At 63.6% G+C, this 24,624-nt stretch carries 26 protein-coding genes and 1 pseudogene; 16 read left to right on the forward strand and 11 right to left on the reverse strand.

Going from position 1 to position 24,624, the window contains the following annotated elements; all coding sequences use genetic code 11:
* Positions 1-54 precede the first annotated feature (54 nt).
* A complete protein-coding gene (gene yjgA / locus B9N93_RS20225) occupies positions 55-621 on the forward strand; it encodes a ribosome biogenesis factor YjgA (RefSeq protein WP_176225350.1) in 567 nt (188 codons plus the stop codon).
* Positions 622-632: 11 nt separating this feature from the next.
* Here the strand turns inward: yjgA and B9N93_RS20230 are convergent, their stop codons facing one another.
* The gene (locus B9N93_RS20230; protein WP_085216009.1) at positions 633-1,406 is read right to left on the reverse strand and encodes a class II glutamine amidotransferase; all 774 of its coding nucleotides are present in this window, start codon (positions 1,404-1,406) and stop codon (positions 633-635) included.
* Between the two features lie 169 nt (positions 1,407-1,575).
* Between B9N93_RS20230 and B9N93_RS20235 the strand changes: the two genes are divergently transcribed.
* A complete protein-coding gene (locus B9N93_RS20235) occupies positions 1,576-1,926 on the forward strand; it encodes a cyclic nucleotide-binding domain-containing protein (protein ID WP_085216010.1) in 351 nt (116 codons plus the stop codon).
* 8 nt (positions 1,927-1,934) lie between these two features.
* Here the strand turns inward: B9N93_RS20235 and B9N93_RS20240 are convergent, their stop codons facing one another.
* Positions 1,935-5,057 carry an efflux RND transporter permease subunit gene (locus tag B9N93_RS20240; RefSeq protein WP_085216011.1) on the reverse strand — a complete coding sequence of 1,041 codons (3,123 nt, stop codon included), beginning with the start codon at positions 5,055-5,057 and terminating at the stop codon, positions 1,935-1,937.
* 379 nt (positions 5,058-5,436) lie between these two features.
* On the opposite strand from B9N93_RS20240, the gene B9N93_RS20245 reads away from it, so the two are divergent.
* Complete coding sequence (locus B9N93_RS20245; protein ID WP_085214819.1) at positions 5,437-7,092, forward strand: IS1634 family transposase; 1,656 nt, start codon at positions 5,437-5,439, stop codon at positions 7,090-7,092.
* A gap of 211 nt (positions 7,093-7,303) precedes the next feature.
* Here B9N93_RS20245 and B9N93_RS20250 read toward each other — a convergent pair whose 3' ends face one another.
* The 5 genes from B9N93_RS20250 to B9N93_RS20270 form a co-directional block, all read right to left on the reverse strand.
* A complete protein-coding gene (locus B9N93_RS20250; RefSeq protein ID WP_085216012.1) occupies positions 7,304-8,551 on the reverse strand; it encodes an SBBP repeat-containing protein in 1,248 nt (415 codons plus the stop codon).
* 131 nt (positions 8,552-8,682) lie between these two features.
* A complete protein-coding gene (locus B9N93_RS20255) occupies positions 8,683-9,546 on the reverse strand; it encodes a transglutaminase family protein (RefSeq protein WP_085216013.1) in 864 nt (287 codons plus the stop codon).
* A 164-nt stretch (positions 9,547-9,710) separates the two neighbouring features.
* Entirely contained in the window at positions 9,711-10,013 is a 303-nt protein-coding gene (locus tag B9N93_RS20260) for an RNA recognition motif domain-containing protein (protein ID WP_085216014.1), read from the reverse strand.
* A 72-nt stretch (positions 10,014-10,085) separates the two neighbouring features.
* A complete protein-coding gene (locus tag B9N93_RS20265; protein WP_085216015.1) occupies positions 10,086-10,355 on the reverse strand; it encodes an RNA recognition motif domain-containing protein in 270 nt (89 codons plus the stop codon).
* Between the two features lie 31 nt (positions 10,356-10,386).
* Positions 10,387-11,619 carry a DEAD/DEAH box helicase gene (locus B9N93_RS20270; RefSeq protein ID WP_085216016.1) on the reverse strand — a complete coding sequence of 411 codons (1,233 nt, stop codon included), beginning with the start codon at positions 11,617-11,619 and terminating at the stop codon, positions 10,387-10,389.
* Positions 11,620-12,001: 382 nt separating this feature from the next.
* On the opposite strand from B9N93_RS20270, the gene B9N93_RS20275 reads away from it, so the two are divergent.
* The 6 genes from B9N93_RS20275 (at position 12,002) to B9N93_RS20300 (ending at position 16,143) form a co-directional block, all read left to right on the forward strand.
* Positions 12,002-12,265, forward strand: a complete 264-nt coding sequence (locus tag B9N93_RS20275) for a hypothetical protein (protein ID WP_085216017.1) — start codon at positions 12,002-12,004, stop codon at positions 12,263-12,265.
* 75 nt (positions 12,266-12,340) lie between these two features.
* A complete protein-coding gene (locus tag B9N93_RS20280) occupies positions 12,341-13,711 on the forward strand; it encodes an O-linked N-acetylglucosamine transferase, SPINDLY family protein (protein ID WP_085216018.1) in 1,371 nt (456 codons plus the stop codon).
* Between the two features lie 55 nt (positions 13,712-13,766).
* Complete coding sequence (locus B9N93_RS20285) at positions 13,767-13,955, forward strand: hypothetical protein (RefSeq protein ID WP_125469086.1); 189 nt, start codon at positions 13,767-13,769, stop codon at positions 13,953-13,955.
* A gap of 427 nt (positions 13,956-14,382) precedes the next feature.
* Entirely contained in the window at positions 14,383-14,619 is a 237-nt protein-coding gene (locus tag B9N93_RS20290; RefSeq protein ID WP_085216020.1) for a hypothetical protein, read from the forward strand.
* Positions 14,620-14,731: 112 nt separating this feature from the next.
* A complete protein-coding gene (locus B9N93_RS20295; protein WP_085216021.1) occupies positions 14,732-15,106 on the forward strand; it encodes a hypothetical protein in 375 nt (124 codons plus the stop codon).
* A 170-nt stretch (positions 15,107-15,276) separates the two neighbouring features.
* Positions 15,277-16,143, forward strand: a complete 867-nt coding sequence (locus B9N93_RS20300) for a TrmH family RNA methyltransferase (RefSeq protein ID WP_085216022.1) — start codon at positions 15,277-15,279, stop codon at positions 16,141-16,143.
* A gap of 896 nt (positions 16,144-17,039) precedes the next feature.
* On the opposite strand, the gene B9N93_RS20305 is transcribed toward B9N93_RS20300, so the two are convergent.
* Both B9N93_RS20305 and B9N93_RS20310 read right to left on the reverse strand, forming a co-directional pair.
* Positions 17,040-17,798 carry an SHOCT domain-containing protein gene (locus tag B9N93_RS20305; protein ID WP_085216023.1) on the reverse strand — a complete coding sequence of 253 codons (759 nt, stop codon included), beginning with the start codon at positions 17,796-17,798 and terminating at the stop codon, positions 17,040-17,042.
* Between the two features lie 534 nt (positions 17,799-18,332).
* Complete coding sequence (locus tag B9N93_RS20310; protein WP_085216024.1) at positions 18,333-18,998, reverse strand: O-methyltransferase; 666 nt, start codon at positions 18,996-18,998, stop codon at positions 18,333-18,335.
* Positions 18,999-19,056: 58 nt separating this feature from the next.
* On the opposite strand from B9N93_RS20310, the gene B9N93_RS20315 reads away from it, so the two are divergent.
* Complete coding sequence (locus B9N93_RS20315; RefSeq protein ID WP_217807326.1) at positions 19,057-19,764, forward strand: TetR/AcrR family transcriptional regulator; 708 nt, start codon at positions 19,057-19,059, stop codon at positions 19,762-19,764.
* 65 nt (positions 19,765-19,829) lie between these two features.
* On the opposite strand, the pseudogene B9N93_RS27005 reads toward B9N93_RS20315, so the two are convergent.
* Positions 19,830-19,949: pseudogene (locus B9N93_RS27005) on the reverse strand (IS630 family transposase); the annotation flags it as partial.
* Between B9N93_RS27005 and B9N93_RS26490 the strand changes: the two are divergent.
* Entirely contained in the window at positions 19,890-20,015 is a 126-nt protein-coding gene (locus B9N93_RS26490; protein ID WP_254899445.1) for a hypothetical protein, read from the forward strand. The pseudogene B9N93_RS27005 and the gene B9N93_RS26490 overlap by 60 nt on opposite strands.
* Positions 20,016-20,080: 65 nt before the next feature.
* A complete protein-coding gene (locus B9N93_RS20320; RefSeq protein ID WP_085216025.1) occupies positions 20,081-21,460 on the forward strand; it encodes an IS1182 family transposase in 1,380 nt (459 codons plus the stop codon).
* A gap of 149 nt (positions 21,461-21,609) precedes the next feature.
* On the opposite strand, the gene B9N93_RS20325 is transcribed toward B9N93_RS20320, so the two are convergent.
* Entirely contained in the window at positions 21,610-22,434 is an 825-nt protein-coding gene (locus B9N93_RS20325; protein ID WP_176225166.1) for an IS5 family transposase, read from the reverse strand.
* A 75-nt stretch (positions 22,435-22,509) separates the two neighbouring features.
* Here B9N93_RS20325 and B9N93_RS20330 point away from each other — a divergent pair, with 75 nt between their 5' ends.
* From B9N93_RS20330 to B9N93_RS20345, 4 genes are all read left to right on the forward strand, one after another.
* Entirely contained in the window at positions 22,510-23,193 is a 684-nt protein-coding gene (locus tag B9N93_RS20330) for a hypothetical protein (protein ID WP_125469087.1), read from the forward strand.
* A complete protein-coding gene (locus B9N93_RS20335) occupies positions 23,180-23,464 on the forward strand; it encodes a hypothetical protein (RefSeq protein ID WP_085216027.1) in 285 nt (94 codons plus the stop codon). Before B9N93_RS20330 ends, B9N93_RS20335 begins: the two co-directional genes overlap by 14 nt.
* A 452-nt stretch (positions 23,465-23,916) precedes the next feature.
* Positions 23,917-24,207, forward strand: coding sequence for a YkvA family protein (locus tag B9N93_RS20340; RefSeq protein ID WP_085216028.1), 291 nt, complete (start codon positions 23,917-23,919; stop codon positions 24,205-24,207).
* An 11-nt stretch (positions 24,208-24,218) separates the two neighbouring features.
* On the forward strand, positions 24,219-24,575 hold the full coding sequence (locus B9N93_RS20345; RefSeq protein WP_085216029.1) for a hypothetical protein: 357 nt from the start codon (positions 24,219-24,221) through the stop codon (positions 24,573-24,575).
* Positions 24,576-24,624 lie beyond the last annotated feature (49 nt).

A 24,624-nucleotide genomic window follows, 5' to 3' on the forward strand; every position in this document is an offset into this window, starting at 1 on the left:
CAGCACGAGCGGTGCTATAGTTGCCAGCCCTTAGCGAACCCTTTGGACCAACCTATGTGGACGGACGATCCCGATGATTACGAACCCGAGCTTCCCCCCAGCAAATCCCAACTCAAGCGCGACAGCGCGGCGCTACACGACCTGGGCCAGGAACTGATCGAACTCCCCCCCGAGCAACTCGCCCGGCTGGACCTGCCCCCCGGACTCCTGGACGCGGTGCGGCTGGGCCAGACCATCACCGCCCACGGCGGACTGCGCCGCCAGCGCAAATACATCGGGAAGCTGCTGCGCGACCTCGACCCCGAACCCATCCGCCAAGCCTTGGCCGATTTGAAAGTGGTCAGTGCCGACGCCGTCCGCCTGCAACACACCTGCGAGCGCTGGCGCGAACGGATGCTGGCCGGGGGCGACGCCGCCGTGAACGAATTCCTGGCCGAATACCCGGAAGCCGACCGCCAGAAACTCAGGCAATTGGTCCGCGACGGCCAGCGCGAGCGCCAAGCGGGCCAAGCGCCACGGGCGGCGCGGGCGCTGTTCCGCCATGTCCGGGAAACGCTATCGGCGGACGCGGACGCGGACGGGACGGGGGAGTTCGAGGAGGAGGCACCGGAAGCCGATTGACGCGGCCCGGCCTACAAACCCTCGACCGGAACGCCATCCCGGAACAGCACCAACTGATGGGTCCGCAGCGCCGTCCAGGCCTCGTTGTCGGTGAGCGGCAAGGTGGCGATCACCGCGACCCGGTCCTCGGGCGTGGTGAGCTGGCTGAAATCGACGGTCACGTCCTGATCCACCAAATGGGCGCAGCTGAACGGGGCTTGGCGCACCAGATAATGCAACTGGGTCGAGCAATGGGCGTAGAGAGCGTCGCCGTTCGACAGCAGGCAATTGAAAGTGCCATGGGCGGCGATGTCCTGGCAGAGCCGCTTCAGCACCCCGAACAAGGCGATCTCGTCGGGCGGGCCGTTGGGGAATTCGCGGCGGAAGGTGTCGAGGATATGGCAGAAGGCCCGCTCGCTGTCGGTATCGCCCACCGGGCGGTAATCGCCGGACAGCGCGGGCGCGTAGTTTTCCAGATTGCCATTATGGGCGAACAGCCAATAGCGGCCCCACAGCTCGCGCTGGAACGGATGGCTGTTCTCCAGGGCGATGCGGCCCTGGGTGGCTTTGCGGATATGGGCGATGACATTGGTGGAATGGATCGGATAGCGCCGTACCAATTCGGCGACCGGCGATTCGATGGTGGCCTTGGAATCGAGGAACACCCGGCAGCCCCGGCCCTCGAAAAAGGCGATGCCCCAACCATCGCGGTGATGGTCGGTCAGCCCGCCGCGCAGTTGGAAACCCTCGAAGGAAAAACAGATATCCGTGGGGACGTTGCAATTCATGCCTAGCAATTGGCACATGGCGGTGTCGGTCGGGAGGTTGTGGAAAACGCTTACCAGTATGCCACGAAGCGGCCCCGGCCCCGCCCGGATTCCACCCCGCGCCGTCCATCGCTCCCGCGTGGCGGGCCGGGAATGGGGCTGGTACACTCCGGTCCATCGCACTCCAGTCCTCCAGAACGGGACCGCCATGCACATCGATTTATTCAAGAACACCGACAGCGTCGAAACCTTCCCGGCCGGGACGGCGATCTTCTCGGAAGGCGAGGATTCCGACGGTCTCATGTACGTCCTGCTGGAAGGCGAAGTGGAAGTCTTCGTCGGTGGCAAGCCGGTCAACCTGATCGGGCCGGGCGAATTCCTGGGCGAGATCGGCCTGATCGACCGCGGCCCGCGCAGCGCCACGGCCATCGCCACGATGGATTCCAAACTGGCCCCGATCAACGAAAAGCGCTTCCAATTCCTGGTGCGGCAAACGCCGAACTTCGCCCTGGCGGTGATGCGGTCCATGGCCGAACGCCTGCGCCTGCCCCGCGACTGAGCGGAGCCTCAGCCCGGACGGACGGGCAACCCCCGCCCCTTCACCCAGGCATACAAGGCCGGAATCACCACCAAGGTCAGCACGGTGGAGGACAACATCCCGCCCACCATGGGCGCGGCGATGCGGCGCATGACCTCCGAACCCGTCCCCGTCCCCCACATGATCGGCAGCAAGCCCGCCATGATGGCGACCACGGTCATCATCTTGGGCCGCACCCGGTCCACCGCGCCCTCGCGGATGGCGGCGTAGAGATCGGCGGCCCGCAGCGCCCGCCCCTCCCGCCCGCAACGCGCCCGCGCCGCGCCGAGCGCCTGGTCCAGATAAATCAGCATCACCACGCCGGTTTCCGCCGCCACCCCGGCCAGGGCGATGAACCCCACCGCCACCGCCACGCTCAGGTGATAGCCCAAGCCATACAACAGCCACACCCCGCCGATCAAGGCGAAGGGCAAGGACAGCATCACGATCAGGGTTTCGGTCAACCTGCGGAAATTCAGATACAGCAGCAGGAAGATGATGAACACGGTCAGCGGCACCGCCAGCGCCAGCTTGGCCTTGGCCCGCTCCATGTACTCGAACTGCCCGCTCCAGGTGGCGTAATAACCGGGCGGGAACTTCACCCGTTCCAGCACCGCCCGCTGCGCTTCCGCCACATAGCCGCCGATATCGCGGTCGCGGATATCCACGAACACATAGGCCGACAACAGCGCGTTCTCGGTGCGGATAACCGGGACGCCACGCTCCAGGCCGATCCGCGCCAATTGCCCCAAGGGCACCATGGCCCCGGCGGGCGTCGGCACCAGCACTTCCGAGGCGATGCGCTGCGGCGAATCGCGCAGTTCCCTGGGATAGCGCACGATCACATCGAAGCGCTCCCGGCCCTCGACCGTGGTGGTCACGGTCTCGCCGCCCAGGGCCGTGGCGATCACCTCCAGGAAATCGCCGACCCCGAGGCCGTGCCGCGCCAATTGCAGCCGGTCCGGCTCGATATTGAGGTAATAGCCGCCGGTGATGCGCTCGGCGTAGGCGCTGCCGGTGCCGGGCACGGTCTTGACCACGGCCTCGATCTGGGTGGCGAGCCGCGCCATTTCCGCCAAATCCTTGCCGAACACCTTGATGCCGATGGGCGTGCGGATGCCGGTGGACAGCATATCGATGCGGTTCTTGATCGGCAGGGTCCAGGCGCTGGTGACGCCCGGTAGCTGGGTCGCCCGGTCCATCTCGGCGATGAGCCGGTCCAGGGTCAGGCCGGGCCGCCATTGGTCCTCCGGCTTGAGGTTGACCACGGTCTCGAACATTTCCAAGGGCGCGGGATCGGTGGCGGTGGCGGCGCGGCCCGCCTTGCCGAACACCGACTCGACCTCGGGGAAGGTTTTCAGGATGCGGTTCTGGGTCTGCATGATCGCCGCCGCCTGGGTCACCGACAACCCCGGCAGGCTCATGGGCATGAACAGCAAAGTCCCCTCGTTCAACGTGGGCATGAACTCGCTGCCCAACCTGGAGGCGGGATAGACGCTCGCCGCCAGCGCCAGCACGGCCACGGCCAGGGTGAGCTTCTGCCAGCGCAACACGGTCTCGATGACCGGGCGGTACAGCCAGATCAACAGCCGGTTGATGGGATTTTCATGTTCCGGGACGATCCGGCCCCGGATGAACCAAACCATCAGCACCGGCACCAAAGTCACCGACAGCAAGGCGGCCCCCGCCATGGCGAAGGTCTTGGTGAAGGCCAAGGGCTTGAACAAGCGGCCCTCCTGCTCCTCCAGCACGAACACCGGCAGGAACGACACGGTAATCACGCAGAGGCTGAGGAACAGCGCCGGGCCGACCTCCCGGGCCGCCGCGATCATGAGTTCCAGGCGGTCGGCGCCGGGTCCGGCACGTTCGAGGTGCTTGTGGGCGTTCTCGATCATCACGATGGCGGCATCGACCATGGCCCCGATGGCGATGGCGATGCCGCCCAGGCTCATCAGGTTGGAATTGATGTCCAGCCAACGCATCACGATGAAGGCGATCAACACCCCCACCGGCAACATGACGATGGCGACCAGGGCGCTGCGGACGTGATAAAGGAACACCACACAGACCAAGGCCACCACTAAGCTTTCCTCGAACAGCTTGTCGCGGAGGTTGGCGATGGCCTTGAGGATCAACACGGAGCGGTCGTACACCGGCTGGATCGACACCCCGGCGGGTAAGCCGGGCGCGAGTTGGGCCAGCTTGGCCTTGACATGGTCGATCACGTCCAGGGCGTTCTGGCCGTAGCGGGCGATGGCGATGCCGGACACCACCTCGCCCTCGCCGTTCAATTCGGTGATGCCGCGGCGTTCGTCCGGGCCGAGTTCGACCCGCGCCACATCGCGGATCAGGACCGGCGTGCCGCCCTCGGCCTTCACCACCAAATCCTCGATATCGCGGATGCCACGCAGATAGCCCTGGCCGCGCACCATGTATTCGGTCTCGGCCATTTCCACCACCCGCCCGCCCACGTCGCGGTTGCTGGCGGCGATCACCCGGCCCACCTCGCCCAAGGCGATGCCATAGGCTTGCAGCTTGCGGGGATCGACCACCACTTGATATTGCCGCACGAAGCCGCCGACGCTGGCGACCTCGGCCACGCCCTGGGCCTTGGTGAGTTGGTAGCGGAGGAACCAGTCTTGCAGGGCGCGGAGTTCCGCCAAGGAATGTTGCACGCCCAGTACGGCGTATTGATAGACCCAGCCCACCCCGGTGGCGTCCGGTCCCAGGATGGGCACGGCGTTTTTGGGCAAACGGCCCGCGAGCATGGCGAGATGCTCCAACACCCGCGAACGCGCCCAATATAAATCGGTCCCGTCCTCGAAAATCACATACACGAAGGACGCGCCGAAGAACGAGAAACCGCGCACCACCTTGGAACGCGGCACGCTGAGCATGGCCGTGGCCAAGGGATAGGTCACTTGGTCCTCGACCACCTGCGGGGCTTGGCCGGAATATTCGGTGTAGACGATCACCTGGGCGTCGGACAGGTCCGGCAAGGCGTCGAGCGGGGTTTTCAGCACGGCGTAGACGCCATAGGCCACGACGAAGGCCGTCGCCAGCAGGATGAGGAAGGCATTGCGGGCCGAGCCGTCGATGATGCGCCCGAGCATGGGGGCTCCTTACGGGGAGGGAGGGAGCCGGTGTTATGGCGGATGGGCGGGGGATGGTCAAGGCATTCAATGCATCCCTCCCTTCTTGGCAAAAGGGAGCCGGGGGATTGCATACGCCTCGCTCGGATTCAACCTCTGTAATCCCCTTTACAGGGGACCGGGTACGCGGCGACTCCAGCAACCCGGTCATATCGACGGCATCGCTGATACCCACAACGTCCGTATAAAAAACATCCAGCAAATCGGGGTTATTTCGCGCCTCTCCGGCAAGGCTATGCGGCACAAGCGGCTCGTCCGCGATCAACTCCCGCGCCGATACCCCTTAAACCGTCATTCCGCACCCATGCCCTACACTTTGGCCTTTTCTGAGTGAGGGAGCATGACTTCGACGGTTTCGATCCCGGCGGCGGGTGAAGGAGGTGCCGCCGACTATGCCGTCCAGGACCTCGATCACCTGGGCTTGGTGGCGGGGATGGTCGATGAACTGGGGTTGGTGGAACTGATCGACCGCCTGGTTCCGCAGGACCATGGACAGCGCAAGCTGTCGGTGGGCGTGTTGGTGAAGGCGATGATCCTGAACGGCCTGGGGTTCGTGCAGAGGACGCTGTACCTGATGCCCCGGTTTTTCCAGGACAAGCCGGTGGAACGGCTGCTGGGGCCGGGCGTCCTCGCGGAGCACCTGAACGACGACGCGTTGGGCCGCGCCCTGGACGCCATCCACCGGTACGGCCCCACGGAACTGTTCGCCGCGCTGGCGGCGCAGGCGGTGAAGCGGCTGGGCTTGGCGTGCCGGACGGGGCACCTGGACGCGACCAGCCTGCACACCGACGGCCAGCCCAAGGGTGGGGAGGAGCCGGAAGTCGTCCGCGTCACCCAGGGGTACAGCCGCGACCACCGGCCGGATTTGAACCAGGTGGTGGCGCAGTTCATCTGCGAGAACGAAGCCGGGATTCCCTTGCTCATGAAGGCGCTCGGCGGGAACAGCAGCGACCAGGCCGACTTCCGCCAGACGGTGTCGGCCCATGTTGGGCAATTGCGGACCGACGTGGGGCTGGAATATCTGGTGGCCGACAGCGCGCTCTACACCGGGGAAACCCTGCGGGAATTGGACGGCTTCGGCTGGATCAGCCGGGTGCCGGAGACCGTCGGCCTGGCGCGCGAGTTGACCCTGGCGGTGGCGGGCGACCTGGCGCGGAGCCCGGAGGAACTGGCCTTCCGGAGCCTGTGCGTTACGCATGGCGGCATCCGGCAGCGTTGGCTGGTCGTGCATACCCAGGCCGCCCGCCACCGCGCGGGGAAGGCCTTGGGCAAACGGCACCTGGCCCAGGGCGAGGCCGAGTGGAAAGCCTTCGACCGGCTCCAAAGGACCCCCTTCGCCTGCGCGGCGGACGCCGAAGCCGCTTTGTGCGCCTTCCGCAAGCAGCACAAGCTCACCTCGGTCCACGACGCCCAGGTCCTCGCCCGTCCCCGCTACGCCAAGCAGGGGCGTCCCGCCCAGGGCCAGCCACCGGACGCCCACCAATACTTCGTCCAAGGGGGCCTGGCTTCCCGGATCGATCTCCACCGCCAGGCGCTGGACCGCAAAAGCTGCTTCATCGTCGCCACCAACGAACTGGACGGCCAGGCGCTCCCCGACGGCCGGGTCATCGACCTCTACAAAAAGGGCCAACAGAAGGTCGAGCGTGGATTCCGTTTTTTGAAGGACCCACTCTTTCTTGCCTCCACGCTGTTCCTGAAATCGCCCCGCCGCCTGATGGCTTTGCTCATGGTGATGACCCTGTGCTTGCTGATCTACGCCGCCATCGAATGGCGGATCCGCCAGACCCTGCAAATCAGCCAGCGATCCTTCCCCGACCAGAAGGGCCAGGCCACTCAGTGCCCCACCGCACGCTGGGTCTTCCAGTACTTTTCCGGCATCCGCCTGCTCAAAGTCATGGACTCCCAAACCCTCGTTCTTGGCCTCAACCTCCACCACAGGACAATCCTCGACCTGCTCGGCAACCGCTACGCCGAGCTATATGCCAATTCAGCGTGAAGGGGTGCGGAAAGACGGCTTAAAACAAAGGCCATCCGCATCCACGCGGATTGCGGGCCCGGCGAGACGGCTCCGGCACAGACAGACTAGAGCAATGCGAAAGCTAGCGCATTTTCACATTATTTGTAGGGTGGGATAGCCCAGAAATGGTGGGCATAAATACATGCCCACCCTACGCCTGAACGTAAATCTAAACCGAAAATACCCTAGATCATTGAAATATTTTATACTTTCGGAGATATATATCTAATTTACCCTTGGCTGCCCCGCCCAAATTGCCATTGGTATTGCCTCCGACATAAACCGCGTTGTTATCATCAACACAGACAGCATTGGCGATATCGAAGTCGCTCGTACCGAACTGCCGACCTCTCAATAATTGGCCGTCCATATTATATTTGCGGACGAAGGCGTCGTAGGAGCCCTGGTTGGTGCCATTTAGTTTGCCCATGCTCGATCCCACGACATATATATTCCCCACCGAATCGACTGTTAGGTCGTTTCCGTAATCATCGCTGTCGGTGCCGAATTGCTTAGTCCACAGGATGCTTCCGTCTGAGCCATATTTACGCAAAAAGACATCATCGTAGCCCTGGTTTTGATCAACGAGATTGCCCCTGGTAATCCCTGTGAGGTACACATTACCCCCCTTATCCGCCGCTAAGGCATGCACGTAGGTAAGCTGGGTCGAACTGGTCGGAAAGAAGGGGACGGTCCAGGTGGCAATCCCTTGGGCATCCAACCGGGTAAGGCTGGTATTCCATTTTTGGAAAGAAACACTGTTGGCCGCGACATAGATATTGCCATTGGGGTCGATGGCCAAGCTCGGGCGGGCCGCATAGGGCGACGAGATATCATTGACCTGTTTTTCCCAGAGCAGCCCCCCTGAGACATTATATTTTCTAATGAAAACCTGCCGATTTTGATATGGGTAATAAGCCTTTTCGAAAAGGATGACGATGGCGTTCTTGCCTCGGGGGTCGGTGGCGATAGCATTGGCGGTTAAACGGGTACGGTCGCTGACCACTGGAACCGTGAATTGTTTGGTCCATAACGTGGTCCCCGTTGAATCCAGGCTCTGAAGGTAAATGTAGTCGCGCTCGTTAGGCCAGGTTCCGGCTGTATAAGAGCCCACGATATACGCATGGCCGTTTTTATCCATGGTGATTCCATCCATCGAGGCGGAATCCTTGCCTTGGTGCCAGAGGAGGGCTCCAAGCCCATCGTATTTGCGAACAAATCCATTGGTACCGCCGGAACTGGAGTCCACGCTGTTCCCTACGACAAGGGCGTTGCCTAAAGCATCGTGCGCGATACCCGTCAACTGTTCATCCAGGGGAGACCCGTAATGTCTGGTGTAATCGACGGTGATCAGAGGCGGGGCCGCTGCGCAGGTGTCAGCGAAGGCGAGGGCAAAAAACGCGGCGCAGAGGAATTTATAGACGTTGTGATTGTTCATGACCTGTACCTAGTTGCGTCTCGACACGTTGAATCGATACTAACAGAAAATAATATTTATTCCCAATTTCATCGACAGACTACGTCCATGCGAGCGGCGGGTCCATAAAAAGGGCGCAAAATCGATACGGATTAGCCAGCGATCTCGGCCACTTTTACCGCCACCTGCATGACCGGCGACTCCGGGGAAACCGCGGTGAACGCCCCTGTCACCGGGGACACCGCTTCGGGATGCCGGTGTACGGCGACGGCGATGTGCCGGTCGCCGACCACCTGACCCGAGGTGGCGTCGAAGCCCCGCCAACCGGCACCGGGCAGATAGACCTCAGCCCAAGCATGGGTGGCCCCCGCCGCCGGGATGGGCGTCGGCTCGTACAGGTAGCCGCTGACGAAACGCGCCGCTAGTCCCAACCAATGGCAGGCGTCGATGAACAAGGTCGCGAAATCGCGGCAAGAACCGGCGCGCCGCGCCAAGGTGGTCGCCGGGGATTGGACGCCCGGCTCCTCGCGGGGCTGGTACACGAACCCGATCGCGATGGCCTTGTTGATCCGGTCGAGCAAGAGATAGGTTTCGACCACCTGCCCGACACGCCAGAACTGCTCCAGCCAAGCCCCCACCGCCGCCGAGTCCTGGCCGAAGACCGGCGGGAGATAGGGTCCGAGGTCGATCCGCTCCCGTGCCGGGTATTGGAAAGGGAAATAAACGGCGTATTCCGCCACCACGAAATCCAGGGGCCGGTCCTGGTAGTGGCGCAGGCCGACGCGGCTTCCGATGGCAAGCCGCCGGGCCGGTTCGAGGAAATCCACCACCGCCAAGGCGTTGTCGTAGGCGTCCCGCTGCCAGCGTAGCCGGTGGGCCGGGGCGATCCGCAGTTCCGCCGTCTCGACATGGATATCCCGCCCTTCCCTGGGGCGCAGCAGCAGCCTGTGCTGCAACAGGATCACGGGATTGCCGTAGTCATAGACCGTATCGTGTTCGATCAACAAATAGCGCATGGCATCTCCTCCTGGGCTGGGCCGGAAGAATCAGCCCGGGCCGGGCCGATGCCCGATCCAGGCGGGAAAGTAGTGGCCATAAAAAAGCCGCCCCGCGCCTTTTGGGCTCGGGACGGCCTTGAATCATACCGGAACGCCGACGTTCCGGGCGGTTTCCGAACCGCTTAGAAGCGACGGCCTCCGCCGAAGCCGCCACCGCCGAAACCACCGCTCCGTTCCTCGCGGGGACGGGCTTCGTTGACGGTCAGGCTGCGGCCATCGATATCCTTGCCGTGCAGGGCGGAAATGGCCATCTTCGCCTCCTGGTCGTTGCCCATCTCCACGAAGCCGAAGCCCTTGGAACGGCCCGTGTCGCGGTCGGTGATGACATTGGCGGAAGACACCGAGCCATGGGCGGCGAACAGGGATTCGAGCTCGCGGTTGTCCACGGAATAGCTCAGGTTGCCGACATATAATTTCTTGCTCATAAAAACTCCAAAACTGGAAAAAAGGTCAGGTCAGGGGTGGAAAAATGGCGGCCGGTGGGTCCGGCGCCGTGGTTAGCGGTGCCTTCTGCCGCCGTTACGTCCGCGCGGGCGCTCTTCGTTGACACGAAGGCTGTTGCCGCGCAGGGTGAACCCGTTCAGGGCGCTGATCGCGGCCCTGGCTTCGTGGCCCTCCATTTCGATGAAACCGAAGCCACGGCAACGGCCACTGAAGATATCGCGCACCAAATCCATGGAGCGCACGCGCCCGTGCTGGGCGAACAGTTCGGTGAATTCCTTTTCGGTGAGATCGGCGGGCAGGTTGCCCGCGTAGATTCTCAGCATCTTTATTTCTCCTTTGGGTTGGGCCGCGCGCTCAGCGGGTGCGGCGGGCGAGGGATGGGGCGCCGGGCCGCGCGTTCTTGCGGCGGGATGGGGCGGCGTCCGGCAGGGTGTCCGCCGGGAACAAGGATTCGATGACCTCCGGCAAGGGCTGGGCGGCCAAGCGCCGACCCAGGAGGCGCTCGATGTCCCGTAATTGCGGGGTTTCCTCCCGACACACCAGCGATACCGCTGCGCCGTCCGCGCCCGCCCGGCCCGTGCGGCCGATGCGGTGTACATAGTCCTCGGGCACATGGGGAAGCTCGTAGTTCACCACGTGTGGCAATTGCTGGATATCGAGGCCGCGGGCGGCGATATCGGTCGCCACCAGGATGCGCACCCGGTCGGCCTTGAAGGCGGCGAGCGCCTGGGTTCTCGCGGTCTGGCTCTTGTTGCCATGGATCACCGCGACCTGGAAGCCGCCTTGTTCCAACCGCTCCGCCAGCTTGTTGGCCCCGCGCTTGGTGCGGGTGAAGACCAGGGTCTGGCCCCAACCGCCCTCGCTCATCAGATGGGCGAGCAGGTCCGGTTTGCCCTGTTGCGGAACGTGGTAGACGGTTTGGCTGACCCGCTGGGCCGGGGCGTTGCGGGGCGCCACGTCGATGCTCAGGGGACGGTTCAGCAGTCCCGCTGCCAGCGTGCGGATATCATCCGGGAACGTGGCCGAGAACAGCAGGTTCTGGCGGGCGCGGGGCAGCAAGGCCAGGATGCGCTTGAGATCGTGGATGAAGCCCATGTCGAGCATCCGGTCGGCCTCGTCCAACACCAGGAAGCCGATGCCGGACAGGTCGGCCTGGCCCTGGCCGACCAGGTCGAGCAACCGTCCGGGCGTGGCGATCAGGATATCGACGCCCCGGCGCAGGGCGGCCACCTGGGGATTGAGTCCGACCCCGCCGTACACCGTGGCGGCGCGGAGGCCGGTATGGCGGCCATAGGCACGCACGCTGTCGCCGACCTGGGCGGCGAGTTCACGGGTGGGGACCAGTACCAAGGCCCGGGGCGGGCGTCTGCGCGGATCGCGGGAAGGGGAATCGGCCAGCAGGCGTTGCAACAGGGGCAAAGTGAAGGCGGCGGTCTTGCCGGTGCCGGTCTGGGCGGCGGCCAAAAGGTCGCGGCCCTCCAGCACAGCGGGAATGGCCCGGGCCTGGATGGGCGTGGGCGTGCCATAGCCTTGCTCGGTGATGGCACGCAGCAGGGCTTCGGAAAGCCCCAGGGAAGTGAAAGCCATATTTGGTTCCTGGCCCGACCACTACCGGTGGAGGCGGGCGTTGGGTGGAGTGACCACAGGACACGGGTTCCGGGGGAGGGAATCCGCCGAGTGTGGTTTGCGGGAGGAGGCGGGCTAGCAGAAGGTGCCGGGAGGCAATGACTGGAAGAGGATTCCGTATCCTCGGGTCCAAGACCGGGCTTGGACCGCGACAAACTGGGGCCAGCATACGCCACTTTTCCCGGATCACCTAATTTTTATGCCGCCCATGCGCCGTGCCGGTTTTTTCGCGCGGCTCCATGGACATTTCCTGGGCAAAGGCGCATTGTGCCGGGCAAGTGAAGCATCGCCCGGAGGCGGCGCCCATCCCGCCCCTTGCCGCAGGTGAAGACCGGAGGTCGAAATGTCCACCACGAGCCCGATGCCCATCCAACCCTTGCACGTACCCAGCCACTTCCTCCATACCTGCGGATTCTGCGGCTGTGTGTTCCGAGTGGAACTCACCTGGTGCGCCAGTCATTCCTACAAGCTCAACCAAAACACCCTGCCCTACGCCTGCCCGGAATGCCAGCGCCATTCCCGGATCAAAACCTCCTCCGAACCCCAGGTGGTCCTGGTCTCGAAGCGCACCGACGGACGCACTTCCCAGTGCCCGGCCATTGAATAAACCCCGGACGGCGGCCATTTCCGGCACTCCCCCGGTGCCGGAATATCACCGTATCCGCGGCGGATCCGGCGCTCCATGAAGTTTTACGACCTGAGCCGGAGCCTGTGCGAATGGGAGCGCCTCCCGGAATGGCGCGGCAAGGTGAGGGACGCCCTCACCCGGAACGAGGCGGGCAAGATTCCACCGTTCCATCTGCTGTCCCTGCCCGGCATGAGCGCCACCGAGCAACGCGCCTGCGCCGAACTCTGGATGCGGGCCCGCCTCGAAGCCTCCCAAACGGAGCGCGACGGCTTGGCGTTCGCCTTCCTACCGCCCACAGGGCCGAGGATCCGCCTCGGCTATTTGTCCTGCGACTTCCACGAACACGCCACCGCGCACCTGATGGCGGAACTGTTCGAGTCCCACGACCGGGAGCGCTTCGAGGTCTGCGCCTATTCCTATGGCCCGGACGATGGCAAGGGCATGCGGGAACGGCTGGAGCGGGGTTTCGAGCGCTTCGTCGATATCGAGCATTTGTCCATCGCCGAAGCCGCCCGCGCCATCCACGCCGACCGGGTGGATATCCTGATCGACCTCAAGGGCTATACCCGGGCGACCCGCACCGCCATCCTCACCTTCCGGCCCGCGCCCATCCAGGTGAACTACCTCGGCTATCCGGGCACTTTGGGTGGGGATATCTGCGACTACATCGTCACCGATGGCTTCCTGACGCCGCCGGGCAGCGAGGCCGATTACAGCGAAGCTTTCGCCTATCTGCCCGGCACTTACCAGCCCCATGGCCGCCGGGCACCCATCGGCACCCGCCCCACCCGCAAGGAGGCGGGTTTGCCGGAAGCGGGCTTCGTGTTCTGTTGCTTCAACCAGGCGTACAAGATCACGCCGGAGGTTTTCGACCTCTGGTGCGGTTTGCTCGGCGCGGTTCCCGGCAGCGTCCTGTGGCTGCTCGGCAACCCCAGGGCGGAAGGCGCGCTCAGGAACGCGGCCTACCAACGCGGCATCATGCCGGACCGGCTGGTGTTCGCGGCGGAACGGCCCCAGGTTGAACACCTGGGCCGCCTGGGCTTGGCGGACGTGGTGCTGGACACTTCGCCCTATAACGCCCACACCACCGCCAGCGATGCCTTGTGGGCGGGCGTGCCGGTAGTGACCTGTCCCGGCGGAACCTTCGCCTCGCGGGTCGCGGGGAGCCTGTTGCACGCCATCGGCCTGCCGGAACTAATCGCCGCCGACCCCGCCGCCTACCACGACCTCGCCCTCGGGCTCGCCACCCATCCCGGACGTTTGTCCCGGATCAAGGCCAAACTCGTGGCGAACCGGCTCGCTACCCCGCTGTTCAACATCCAAGCTTATACCGGCCACCTGGAGCGCCTGTACGAGGCCATGTGGCAACGGCACCGCGATGGCCTGCCGCCGGGGACCATAGGCCGGGCCGACCGTGGCCCATGAACCGTATCCAATAACCGGGACCGCCGGAAACCCACCGGGACCGGAGATGTTCCCCTTGCCCGAATCCATCTATGCCGCACCCATGAAAAAACAGGAAAAGCTCCCCAATCCGGCCAAGTATCGTTGTCCCCTATGCAAGCAATGGGTGGCCTCGGTGGATTACCTCTATACCCGCCGCCGTACCGCCAAGGGGGCCTGGGTCATCGTCGAATCTTGCCGCAAGTGCCGGGATACCAGCTTCTGAACCGACCGCGCCCACCGTTTTTCCGACACCGCCGGTTTTGCGGGGGACGGGCAAAGGGTGGCGGCGGCGGGCATGGTCTGGCATAATTTCACACGGGCCAGCGGTGAATATGCTTTGAAAACATGTAGTTATGTAATGGTCGCCTGCGTTTTCAATGCGGGGGTCGCTGGTACGGCCCGGCATGGCCCACCCATCAGGAAAAGCCCCGTGTTCGTGAAGGCGCGGGGCTTTTGATTTGCTCGCGTATGGAAGCCATCCTCGGGCGCGGCGGCTACAACGCCATACGCGGCCACGGCGGAAATCTTGGAAGGCGGCCTCATCGCGTTGGGCGATCCGGTGATTCCCTGGCGGGCCGATATTTGCCCGGATTGAATCCGCGCCGGTTCCATAATCAGGCTTTTTAAGAAAGCAGTGTTGATAACAGGCCATGAAAAACTTCATGATCCTGGCGGTTTCGACCGTCCTGGTTTCCGGATGCGCCACCTTTGTCAAGGGCGGCGAGGAATATTTATCGGAAGATTATTATTTGAAGCGGGAGGCCGAGCTACAAAAGGCTTACGACGCCTGCCTCAAACGTACCGGCAACGACGAAGCCAAGTGCAAGCCGGAAAAGGACGAGCTATTGCAGCAACAGGAATGGAACGAGATGGAGGAAAGCGGTTGATTAAGCCGGACGCGCCATTCCGTATACCGTTTTTTCAAACCCGGACCCGCTCCACCCGGCCCCCCGATCAAGCCGCGTGCTTGGCTCGGCCAAAACCCTTGGAAATACCCGCATGAGCTATCAATCCAGCTTGGTCAAACTGGCGATAAAGCTGACCCCGACCCCGATGATCCTATGGGTCGCCAACAAGGTCTTGAAGGATATCGCCGAGTTGAGATATTTCCATTTCGATATCGATGCGCGGAAACTCTATGTCGAAATACAACTGCTGGGCGAATCGGAGACGATAGAGATTTTCCTGGAAGGATTCCATATGGCGCATGAACAAACAGCCTATCGGATTGTGATCGAACAGGCCCGCTCCAACCGGCTGTGGTTGGGCAACCTGTTGTCGCGCTTCACCGGAAAAGCCTGGAAAATCCCGGAAATACCCCAATACGCACACCAGATGAAACTCCTCGCGGAAGTCATGGCCCCACGGGGCTAGGCCGGGCGGCCTTGGGGTTCGGACTCCGGTTGGCGGGCGGCTTGGATTAGAATAAGCCCCCTTTGACTTCCGATCCGTGTAATCCCGTGTCCAAACCGACCCAACCTCCCCGAACCCGCCGCAAACCCGCCACAAACCCGAGCCATCCCCCCTTCCCGTCTAGTCCCCGGTTGGAAGCCCCGCCCGACGGCCCCGCCCAGGAACGCACCCTCAAGATCGCCGGTCTCCCCGCCGTCGCGGCTTTGTTCAAGCGCGAGCCGGAGCGGGTGCTGCGCTTGTTCTACGAGGACCGCATGGTGCCCAAGGTCGGCGATTTCTGCGCTTATCTCGCCCGCTCGCACCGGCCCTACCGCTTGGTGGATGGCGAGGAACTGGCCCGCGTGGCCGGGACCGTGCTGCATGGCGGCATCGTGGCCGTGGTCGAACCGCGCCCGCTGGTGGAACCCGATCCCGAGGCGGTGCGGACCTGGGCCGGGGCCGGGGAATCCTTGTTCATCCTGGACGGCGTCGGCAATCCCCATAACCTGGGAGCCATCGCCCGCAGCCTGGCTTTCCTGGGCTTCCGGCACCTGCTGATTTCCGACCATCCGGCCCAGGCGGGTTTGTCGGAAGCAGCCTACCGGGTGGCCGAGGGCGGGCTGGAATATCTGAGCATCCATCGTGTCCCGCGCCTGCCCCTGTGGCTGAAGCGCATCGGACGGGAATACCGGGTGGTGGGCACGGCCTTGGCGCGGGGCGGCGTGCCGGTCGAAGCCCTGCGCGGGGACGACCCGCGCCCGGTGGCCCTGGTTCTGGGCAACGAGGAGGACGGCCTTCCGCCCGCGACCTTGGAAGCCTGCGAAGCCATCGTCACCCTGCGCGGTTCCGGCGCGGTGCAATCGTTGAATGTCGCCGCGACCGCCGCGATCCTGGCCTACGTCCTGCGGACCGCGCCGAAGCCCCCGACCACGGGACCGGCCCGCGCCCCGCGCAAAACCCCGCCGCCGGGCCGTCCATCCCGACCCGCCATCCGCCGGACAAAAAAAGACCCACTTTGAGGGTGGGTCGTCAAGCGAGGAGGAATGAGAGCGAACAGGACATCAGGAGTCGGACGAGGGCTTGCCCGGATAGTTGTTGCGCAGGAACCGGATCGTTCCGCCTATCGTGCCGACGAAAGCCAGGATCAAGATCAGTTCAAGGGTGGTCATGGGAGGAACCCGTGAAGCTGTTAAGTTGGATCACAGTCTAATACTTTCCAAATCAACCACAATCCCAGTCTTAATCGCATATCTGTTGATTTTAATGAAACAATGACTTCATCGGTCGTCGAGGCGGGGTCGGGACCATGGCGGGAAGGTGGCAAGCCTGGGCCGCTGTTTGGCTGTGGGGCATCCCCTATGCCGCCACGCGACGCCGCGACAGCGGGCGGAAAAGCCGCGCTACTGATCCGTTTGAAACGCGAGCGATTGAATTGTCAGGACGGAGCGGAGGCGATGCGGCGGACCGCCAGATTGTGTGGCGGTTGGCGGAAGCTTGAGCGGGGCGGTGGCGGTAGGGCATGGATCAAGGTGAGGCAAATGCCTCATAAACCCCTGTGATAACCTGCATAAAGTATTCTAATAACCTTCGCCAAAAATGCGTCAATCTGTCGCATTGCAGCAAATAGGGTTTTAAATTAATCTGTAACCACTCTCCGGTTTTCTAGTATCGATTGGTTTAGGAGCCGTTGTGAGTGCGTTAACATACCTCCTCATTCCGGCGGGACCCCATACGATGGCGTCCCGTTTTTTTATGCCCGTCGATGTGGGCGACAAGCTGCAATCCGCATCCAACTTGTTGATCCACATGAATTATACCCTCCAGCTTGGTCCGGTACCGGTCCGGCCCCAGGTCTCTTTTTGCGGGTATATCGAATAATCCGTCGCCACGGGCGGTGGAATATCCGGGCGGAATTTCAAATCCGGTTCAGCAATTCCGCTTTCTTGGCGGCGAATTCTTCCTCCGAAAGGATGCCTTTGGCCTTGAGTTCGGCCAGGCGCTCGATTTTGGCGAAGATATCGTCCTCGTTTACAAACGGCGGCGGGGAGGCCGGCGCGTAGGACGGAGCGGGTGGGGGTGGGGGCGGGACCGCGCCCGGATCGGGGACGACCGGCAGGTCGGCGATCCTGATCGTGCCCCACTGGCTGGTAAAGGTCAGGGACGCATCGGAACCTTGTTGTTGGCCCACGCCCCAAATCTCGTGGTTCAGGGTGTCGTAGACCGTGACTCGCCCGTCGATGTCCAACGCCAGCCGGTGTTCCTGCGGGAACACGGCATAGCGGACGTGGTTCTGGGCACCCGACGAGGCGGGCATCCCCAGGTCGCCGGGCCACCAGTGGCCACCGCCCGCGTTGGACAGGTTGAAACTGGCCGCACCGGGCGCGGCGGGCCACTCGGCCTGGGCAAACAGCGTGGTATTGGCCGCGGCCTGGGCGAGTTCGCAGCACAGTCCGTCGACCCTGGCCTTGAGCGCCTGGTTGAACATATCGCCCACCATGGTCATGCCGCCTTGCATCCATTGCCCGCTGCCGCCCAGTTCGGGGTGGCTGAATTGGGCCATGGTCCCGCCACCGTTGATGACCGCTTGGAGCAAGGTCGTGACCGCATCCACGCTGACTTGGTAGCGTTGGGCGAGTTCCTCGATGATTTGTGATCCTTGGGGGGTGAGGTTCATGGCGGGCCTCCGGGCCTGGCGTGGATGGATAAACTGCGGGAATGGGAGTCAGCATGGGGCAAAGGGCCGCGGGTTGCAACCCGCGACGGCGGCAGGCCGCCAGGAATATGCCAGACCGTGCCAGCCGCCGCCGCCTTTGCCCGCCCGCTTTCACGCTCTTTCACACTACCCTACCCTGTCGCCCCAGGCCACGATCCGGCCATGCCATGAACTGCCGGTCGGGTGTGGTGCGCCGCTGGTGCGGGTTGGTCTCAACCATGAACTGCGCTACCAGCACCCGGGCGGACTCAACGAACCGCGGGGGAATGCCTCCGATGGTGTCGGGGTGGACTTGGAGCGGGGGGTTGTGGGCGTGTAGGGCTTGGAAGGCCGGGCCGAGCGGCTGGAGTTTGTCCCCGGCTTATGGCGCGGGCAAGCCCTTGATTTATCTGGCTTGCCCGGCTGTGCCAAAATTCCTGGGTTGTGATGCAGGACTTCCCGCAGGTTATTTTTTCCGGGGATCGGCGAAAAACCGCGCCTCAGCTCGATCCAAGATTATTGCCCGGATATGCTCAGCTTCATCGACAATTCTACGTCGCTGGCAAAAGGCACTGAAAAATACCCCCCGGTTGGCGAGCGGACCTTGGCGAGATAATCCGGGCTCCAGTCGGCGTTGTCCGCGATGATGAGCGCACCAGCGCGTAAATTCGTCTCCAGAAGTGTGAGGACACGGCTATAGAGCGGTTTCGCTCCGTCAAGAAGAACTAGGTCAATCGTTTCCGGCAGATCATGCGCGAGCGTTTCCAGCGCATCGCCTTCCCGTATTTCGACAAGATGGGACAGGTTTGCCGCCATTAGATTTTCGCGTGCCCGGGCGACCTTTGACGGCTCGAACTCCGTGCTGATGAGATGACCACAGCCATTGTCCCTGAGAGCGGCAGCAAGATGCAGTGTCGAGATACCGAAGGAAGTCCCGAATTCGATAATCGAGCGTGCTCCCGTAGAGCGGGCAAGCAAGTATAGAAGCTTGCCTGTGTCCTTCGATACAGCGAGGTGAACGTCCTTCATCCTGGTGTAGAGTTCCCGGTAATCGCCTTGTCCTATCAAGGCATCGCGATCCTCGGGAGAAAACCGTTGTTCCAGTTCGGCCTTGGTTACATCCGCGTCAGCGAATAACTGCACCAGGAGCGGTGCTAGAGGCGGGGTCGCTAGTGTATTCATTTGAAACTCCTTGAATGGAAATTGCACAACGATTGGTGCCGATCCATAATACGAATGATTGATCGCATTTGAAATTCGCATTCTTGGAGCATCGCCTGTGAAAACCAGGAAACCCCTTGTTATTTCAGCAAGAAAACTCCCATCGCAGGCCCGCTCAACGCGCCTTGTCGCGGATATTTTGGAAGCAGCGGTTCGCGTTTTGGTCTCTGGCGGCGCTCGCCATTTCACTGCGGCGCGTGTAGCGGAAAAGGCCGGTATTAGCGTTGGCTCGCTTTATCAATATTTTCCAAACAAAGAGGCAATCCTGTTCAGGCTTCAAGCGAACGAGTGGCTGGAAACTTGCTCACTGCTCGAAGGCATTTTGGCTGATTCGACTCATCCGCCCTTCGAGAGGCTGCGAGAGGCCGTGAAGGCATTCTTTTTGAGCGAATGGCAGGAAGCCGGGCTTCGAATGGCGCTTGATGATGCGGCCCCCCTCTATCGGGACACGCCTGAGGCGTGTGAAATCAGGGAAGCCTTCAGAGACTGCGTGCTTGCTTTTATGAATGAAGCGCTGCCGCAAGTATCCGACAAAGACAGAGCGTTTGCGGCAGATATGGTTATTACGGTCATGTCCGCCGTAGGAGAAAGGATTTCCGAGCAAGCCCGTTCGGAATCTGAAGTGAATGTTATTGCAATAGCAATCAGCGAAATGCTCTGCGCGTATCTTGAGAGATTCAGGCATTCTCAACACGATATAGAACAAAAAACTGATGTTTTTCTATGACTTAAGGAGGGTACCGGTCCGTGCTCGACCCTGAGTCATTGAATTCAACATGGTCTAGTGCTCTGTCACCCGTCGAATGTGGGGTAGAGCTTGCGGAGCTTGATGCGGGCGTCGGCGGTGGTGAATTGCCAATTGGCCTTGACCTGGGTTTGGTTGCGGCGCTCTGTCCAGGCGGCGACGTGGCGGACCAGGTCGTCCCGTTGGCCGACGCGCTCGGGCAGGTCGCGGGCCAGGGCGCTCAGAGGCTGTGAAAAAACCCCGGAAACGGATATAGCCCCGGTAAAATAGCATCCTCCGCAGCGAAACGGCCCAACCGATGACGACCCGACTCCAGCCTTCCCTGTTTGCCGACCCGCCCGAGGACGCCGCCGAGGTGGCCTGCCCGGTCAAGCCGATCCCGCGCGGGGTGGCGCGGGTGCTGATGCCGAACCGGACCCAACTGGAACTGCGGGCCACCGATCTGGATTCGCTGTTGCCGGAGGGCCACCGGGCGCGGATCGTCTGGGCCTACGTGGCGCGGGCGGACCTCGGCGGGATGTATGCCGGGATCAAGGCGGTGCGGGGGGGCGGCGGGCGCACCCCGATCGCCCCGGAAATCCTGTTCGCGCTGTGGCTGTACGCCACGGTCGACGGGGTGGGGAGCGCCCGGGCCATCGCCCGGCTGTGCCGGGACCACGACGCCTACCGCTGGATTTGCGGGGGCGTCCAGGTCAACCACCACACGCTCTCCGATTTCAGGGCCGACCATGGCGAGGCCCTGGACGGCCTGCTGACGGACAGCGTGGCGGCCCTGCTGGCGGCGAAGGCGGTGAAGCTCAAGCGGGTGGCGCAGGACGGGATGCGGGTCCGGGCCAGCGCCGGGGCGGCCTCGTTCCGGCGCCGGGCGACCCTGGAGCGGCACCTGGAGGACGCCCGCGAACAAGTGGCCGCGCTCAAATCGGAGATCGACGCCGACCCCGCGGCGGCGGGCCGGCGCCAACAGGCCGCCCGGACCCGGGCGGCCCGCGAACGCCAAGAGAAAGTCCAAAAAGCCCTGGACCGCCTGCCGGAACTGGAGGAAATCAAGGCCCGGCAGGGCAAGAAGCCGGAAGAGGCCCGCGCCTCCGCCACCGACGACCAGGCCACGGTCATGAAGATGGCCGACGGCGGCTACCGGCCCGCCTACAACGCCCAGTTCACCACCGACACCGAAACCCAAGTCATCGTCGGCGTCGAGGTCGTCACCACGGGCAGCGACATGGCCCAACTCGAGCCGATGGTCGACCAGGTCGCCGGGCGCCATGGCCAAATCCCCGAGGAATGGCTGGTGGACGGGGGCTACCCCGCTCATGAGCAATTGGAGGCAGTCGCGGATCGCACCACCGTCTATGCCCCGGTGCCGACCCCCAAAGATCCCGCAACGGATCCCCACGCCCCCAAGCCCAACGACAGCGAAGCGGTGGCCGAATGGCGGCAACGCATGGGTACCGACGACGCCAAGGAGATTTATAGGGAGCGCGCGGCCACCGCCGAATGCGTCAATGCCCTGGCGCGGAACCGGGGGTTGCAGCAGTTCCGGGTACGCGGGCCGGGCAAGGTCCGGTGCGTCCTGCTCCTCCACGCCTTGGCCCACAACCTGCTCCGCACCTTCGCCTTGGCGCCCGGGTTGCTCGGGCTGGGGATACCTGCGCCCGAAATGGCGGGAATGGCGGCCTAACCGGTCGCCGCCCCCCCAAAACGCGGCTTCCGGCTTCCCGCCGCTCAACGCCGGGTCGAAAACAAGCGAATTTCGTTGCCCGCCGGGCAATCCGTCCGCTCGAAAGCCGCTCCGCCGATCCCTTAGAGGATATCCGGCACATAAGCTGCTTACGCGGAGTTGGCCTTGATCCGTCTTTCAAGGATTAGGGCGCAGGCGAATTGAAGAAGGGCCAAATAATTGGCTCCACGGCAGGTGTAGCGGGTTCGGATGGCCCGGAAGCCCTTGAGCCAAGCGAATGTCCGCTCCACCACCCACCGCCGAGCGGGGTGTGTTTCCGCGGAGCCGGGGCGTTTTTCCTCGCCGATCTTGCGAATGTGGGGAACGTAGCCCAATCCCGCAACCTCCCGCTCAACCCGCTCGTACCCATAACCCTTGTCCAGGCAAAGATGCCGGGGTCCTTGCTGGGTGCCGGCGGGTGCCGCGATCACGGCCGCCTCGACCGTGACAGTCACCAAGCGGCTGTCGTGTACGTTGGCCCCGGCTTGCACGACGGCAAAGGGCATCCCTTTCCCATCCACCTGGAGGTGGATCTTGCCGCCACTACGCCCGCGATCCGTGGGATTGCGCCCCAGCCCCTCGTCCTTCCGGCAGTGGGCTTGGCGCACCGGGGCCTGCACCAGGCTGCCGTCCATCGACTGCCAGGCCAGTTCAAAACCCTCAAGCTCCTCATAATCCGCCGCCGACCAGCGGAACATCTCCGTGAACACGCCCGCAGCGGCCCATCGCTGGAAGTGTTCGTGGACCGCGCTCTTCGAGCCATAGCAGGGCGGCAGGCAATTCCATTGGCAACCAGTTTTGAGCACGTACAAAATCCCATTCATGACCGTCCGGAACCCCAGCGGCTTGGAACCGCCCGGCCTGCGCCGCTTGAACGGCTCCAACAACGACGCTACCCGCTCCCACAGTCGATCCGAGATTTCCAAGCAACTCACGACTCTCCTTCGCTTCCCGCCTTGCAAAAAACGGGGCTTTTAAACGCTCGCCGCGAAAAGCACAAGATGTGCCGGATGTCCTCTAAGGCAGCGGCATCGACCCCGACCCCGCCCTCAACTCCGACCCCCGCCGCCGTCAATAACACCGGCGACGGCGTGACCCCGCTCCGGGTCCAAGCCGTGCCCAAGCTCAGTGGACGATCCTCCGGCCTCGTCACCTACCAGATCGGCCTGGACGCGGACGACGGGCTGTGCCTGAGCATCGTCGCGAACGACGGCGGTGGCTATTTCAGCACCGAGCAGGTGCCGTTCTCCCGTATCCGCGAGTGCCTGTCCGGGCCGCTGGCGACCGGCGCTGATTTCCCCACCAGCGCACTGCGCCCGGCCTTCGTGGGCCGCTCGGTCAACAACGGCTGCTTCCTGGCCGCGATCCTGCGGAACGAGGGCTTGCTACAGGCGGGCGAGAAGCCCCACCTCCACCGCCGCGCGGGCGACTGGGACGCCTGGGAGGCGATGCAGAAATCCGCCGGGCCGTCGATGCCCGCGCAGGGTGGCGATGGCCGGGTCGATGTCCCGGCAGAGGCCGACACCCCGGCTCCACCGCCGGAAGAAGGCGATGATGTCGCCGACCCGGTTCCCGTCTCCGAACCCGGTCCTGCCGGGGATGGCGATGGATCGGACGCCGCCAGCGTCGAGGCCGCCGCCCGCAAGTCCCGCAAGGCGTCGATGCCGAAGGAGGATCGCCATGAAAACGAGTGAGCCCTTGTTCCCGCTGGGTCAGGTGGTGGCGACGCCCAACGCGCTGGCGGTGCTGGCCGAACACGGCGTCGATCCTGGCACCCTGCTTGGTCGCCACGTCCGGGGCGACTGGGGCGTGCTGCCGCCGGAAGATGCCAAGGCCAACGATGCGGGCCTGCGCCATGGCGAGCGCCTGCTGTCCAGCTACCCGCTGGCCGATGGCGTCAAGGTGTGGATCATCACCGAGTGGGACCGTTCGGTCACCACGATCCTGATGCCCGGTGACTACTGAGCGGCCCGAAGATCGGTCAAGGACTCATCGCGGCGCTCGCGGGCCGTGAAGTGTGCCGACGGTTCCGGAAATGGACCGGAAGAAGGTGGCGGGGCGGGTTCGGCAGGCCCGACCCGCCGCCTTCTTCCCCTGGCTATGCTGGGCCTCGGTGCTTTGTTTTTTCCGGTGGTGGCGGTAAGGCTGACGGACTGGGGTAACGGCGGGCTTCCTGGCCGCGCGCGAAGGCGTGGATGGCGGCATCACCGATCTTGGCGCCGGGGCCGATGGCGGCGGCGCTGGGTGGGTGTCACCGCCGCGCTGCCCACCCGGACCGGTCCAGGCGGATTTGATCCCGCTCACGCCCAGATATCATCCCGATGATCCTGTCAGGCGCGTGCCAGACCGGAGATGAGCCCGTTCCGACCCAACGTCGGAACGGGCTTTTTCGTGTGTGAACATTGGGGGGCGATACCATGCAAGACTACCAATCCTTTCGGGTCCACTTCAGCGAGCAAGGGCTCAAGGACAAGCTCCGCGACCTGCCCATCGGTGGCGAACTCGCCGCGCGGGCGCGGCGGCTGCTCAAGCTGCTGCGCGATCCACGGGTGCCGGTGTGGGCCAAGGCACTGATCACCGGGGCGCTGGGCTACCTGATTTTTCCCTGGGACGCGAGTCCGGACTTCCTGCCCTGGATCGGCTACCTGGACGATGCCGCCGCCTTGGCGGCGGCGCTGTCGGCGGCTGAAGAAAGCCTGGATGGTTGAGGGGAACGGCCATGTATATATTCAAATCGTTGCGGGACTTGAAGGGTGCCCGCCTGCCTTTGGAAATCTCGGCGCTGATCCGTGGGCTGGTGGGCGACCTGATCGTTGCTTGCCATCCCTATGACCCGGAGGCCGACGGCTACGTGGCCTTGGTCGAGGACGGCGACGACTTGGCCGAACTCTCGGCGCTGGGACTGCCCTACGGCCTGGACTGCGTGCCGTTCGAGGCGGTCGAGGTCGAGGCCGGGTGCTACGTGGGCGTGTTCCTCGCCAATAATCAATTTGGCCTGACGGTGGTGGTACCGGACGCGCCCTGGCTGCCGCCGGAGTGCCGTTCCGCCTTGGAGGCGCAGCGCGACTTCACCTGAACCTTCGCGGTGCCGGTGGGCAGGGTTGGGCGCGATGCCCGGCTCCGCC

Origin of the sequence: Methylomagnum ishizawai (genome assembly GCF_900155475.1) — a bacterium.
GTDB lineage: Bacteria > Pseudomonadota > Gammaproteobacteria > Methylococcales > Methylococcaceae > Methylomagnum > Methylomagnum ishizawai_A.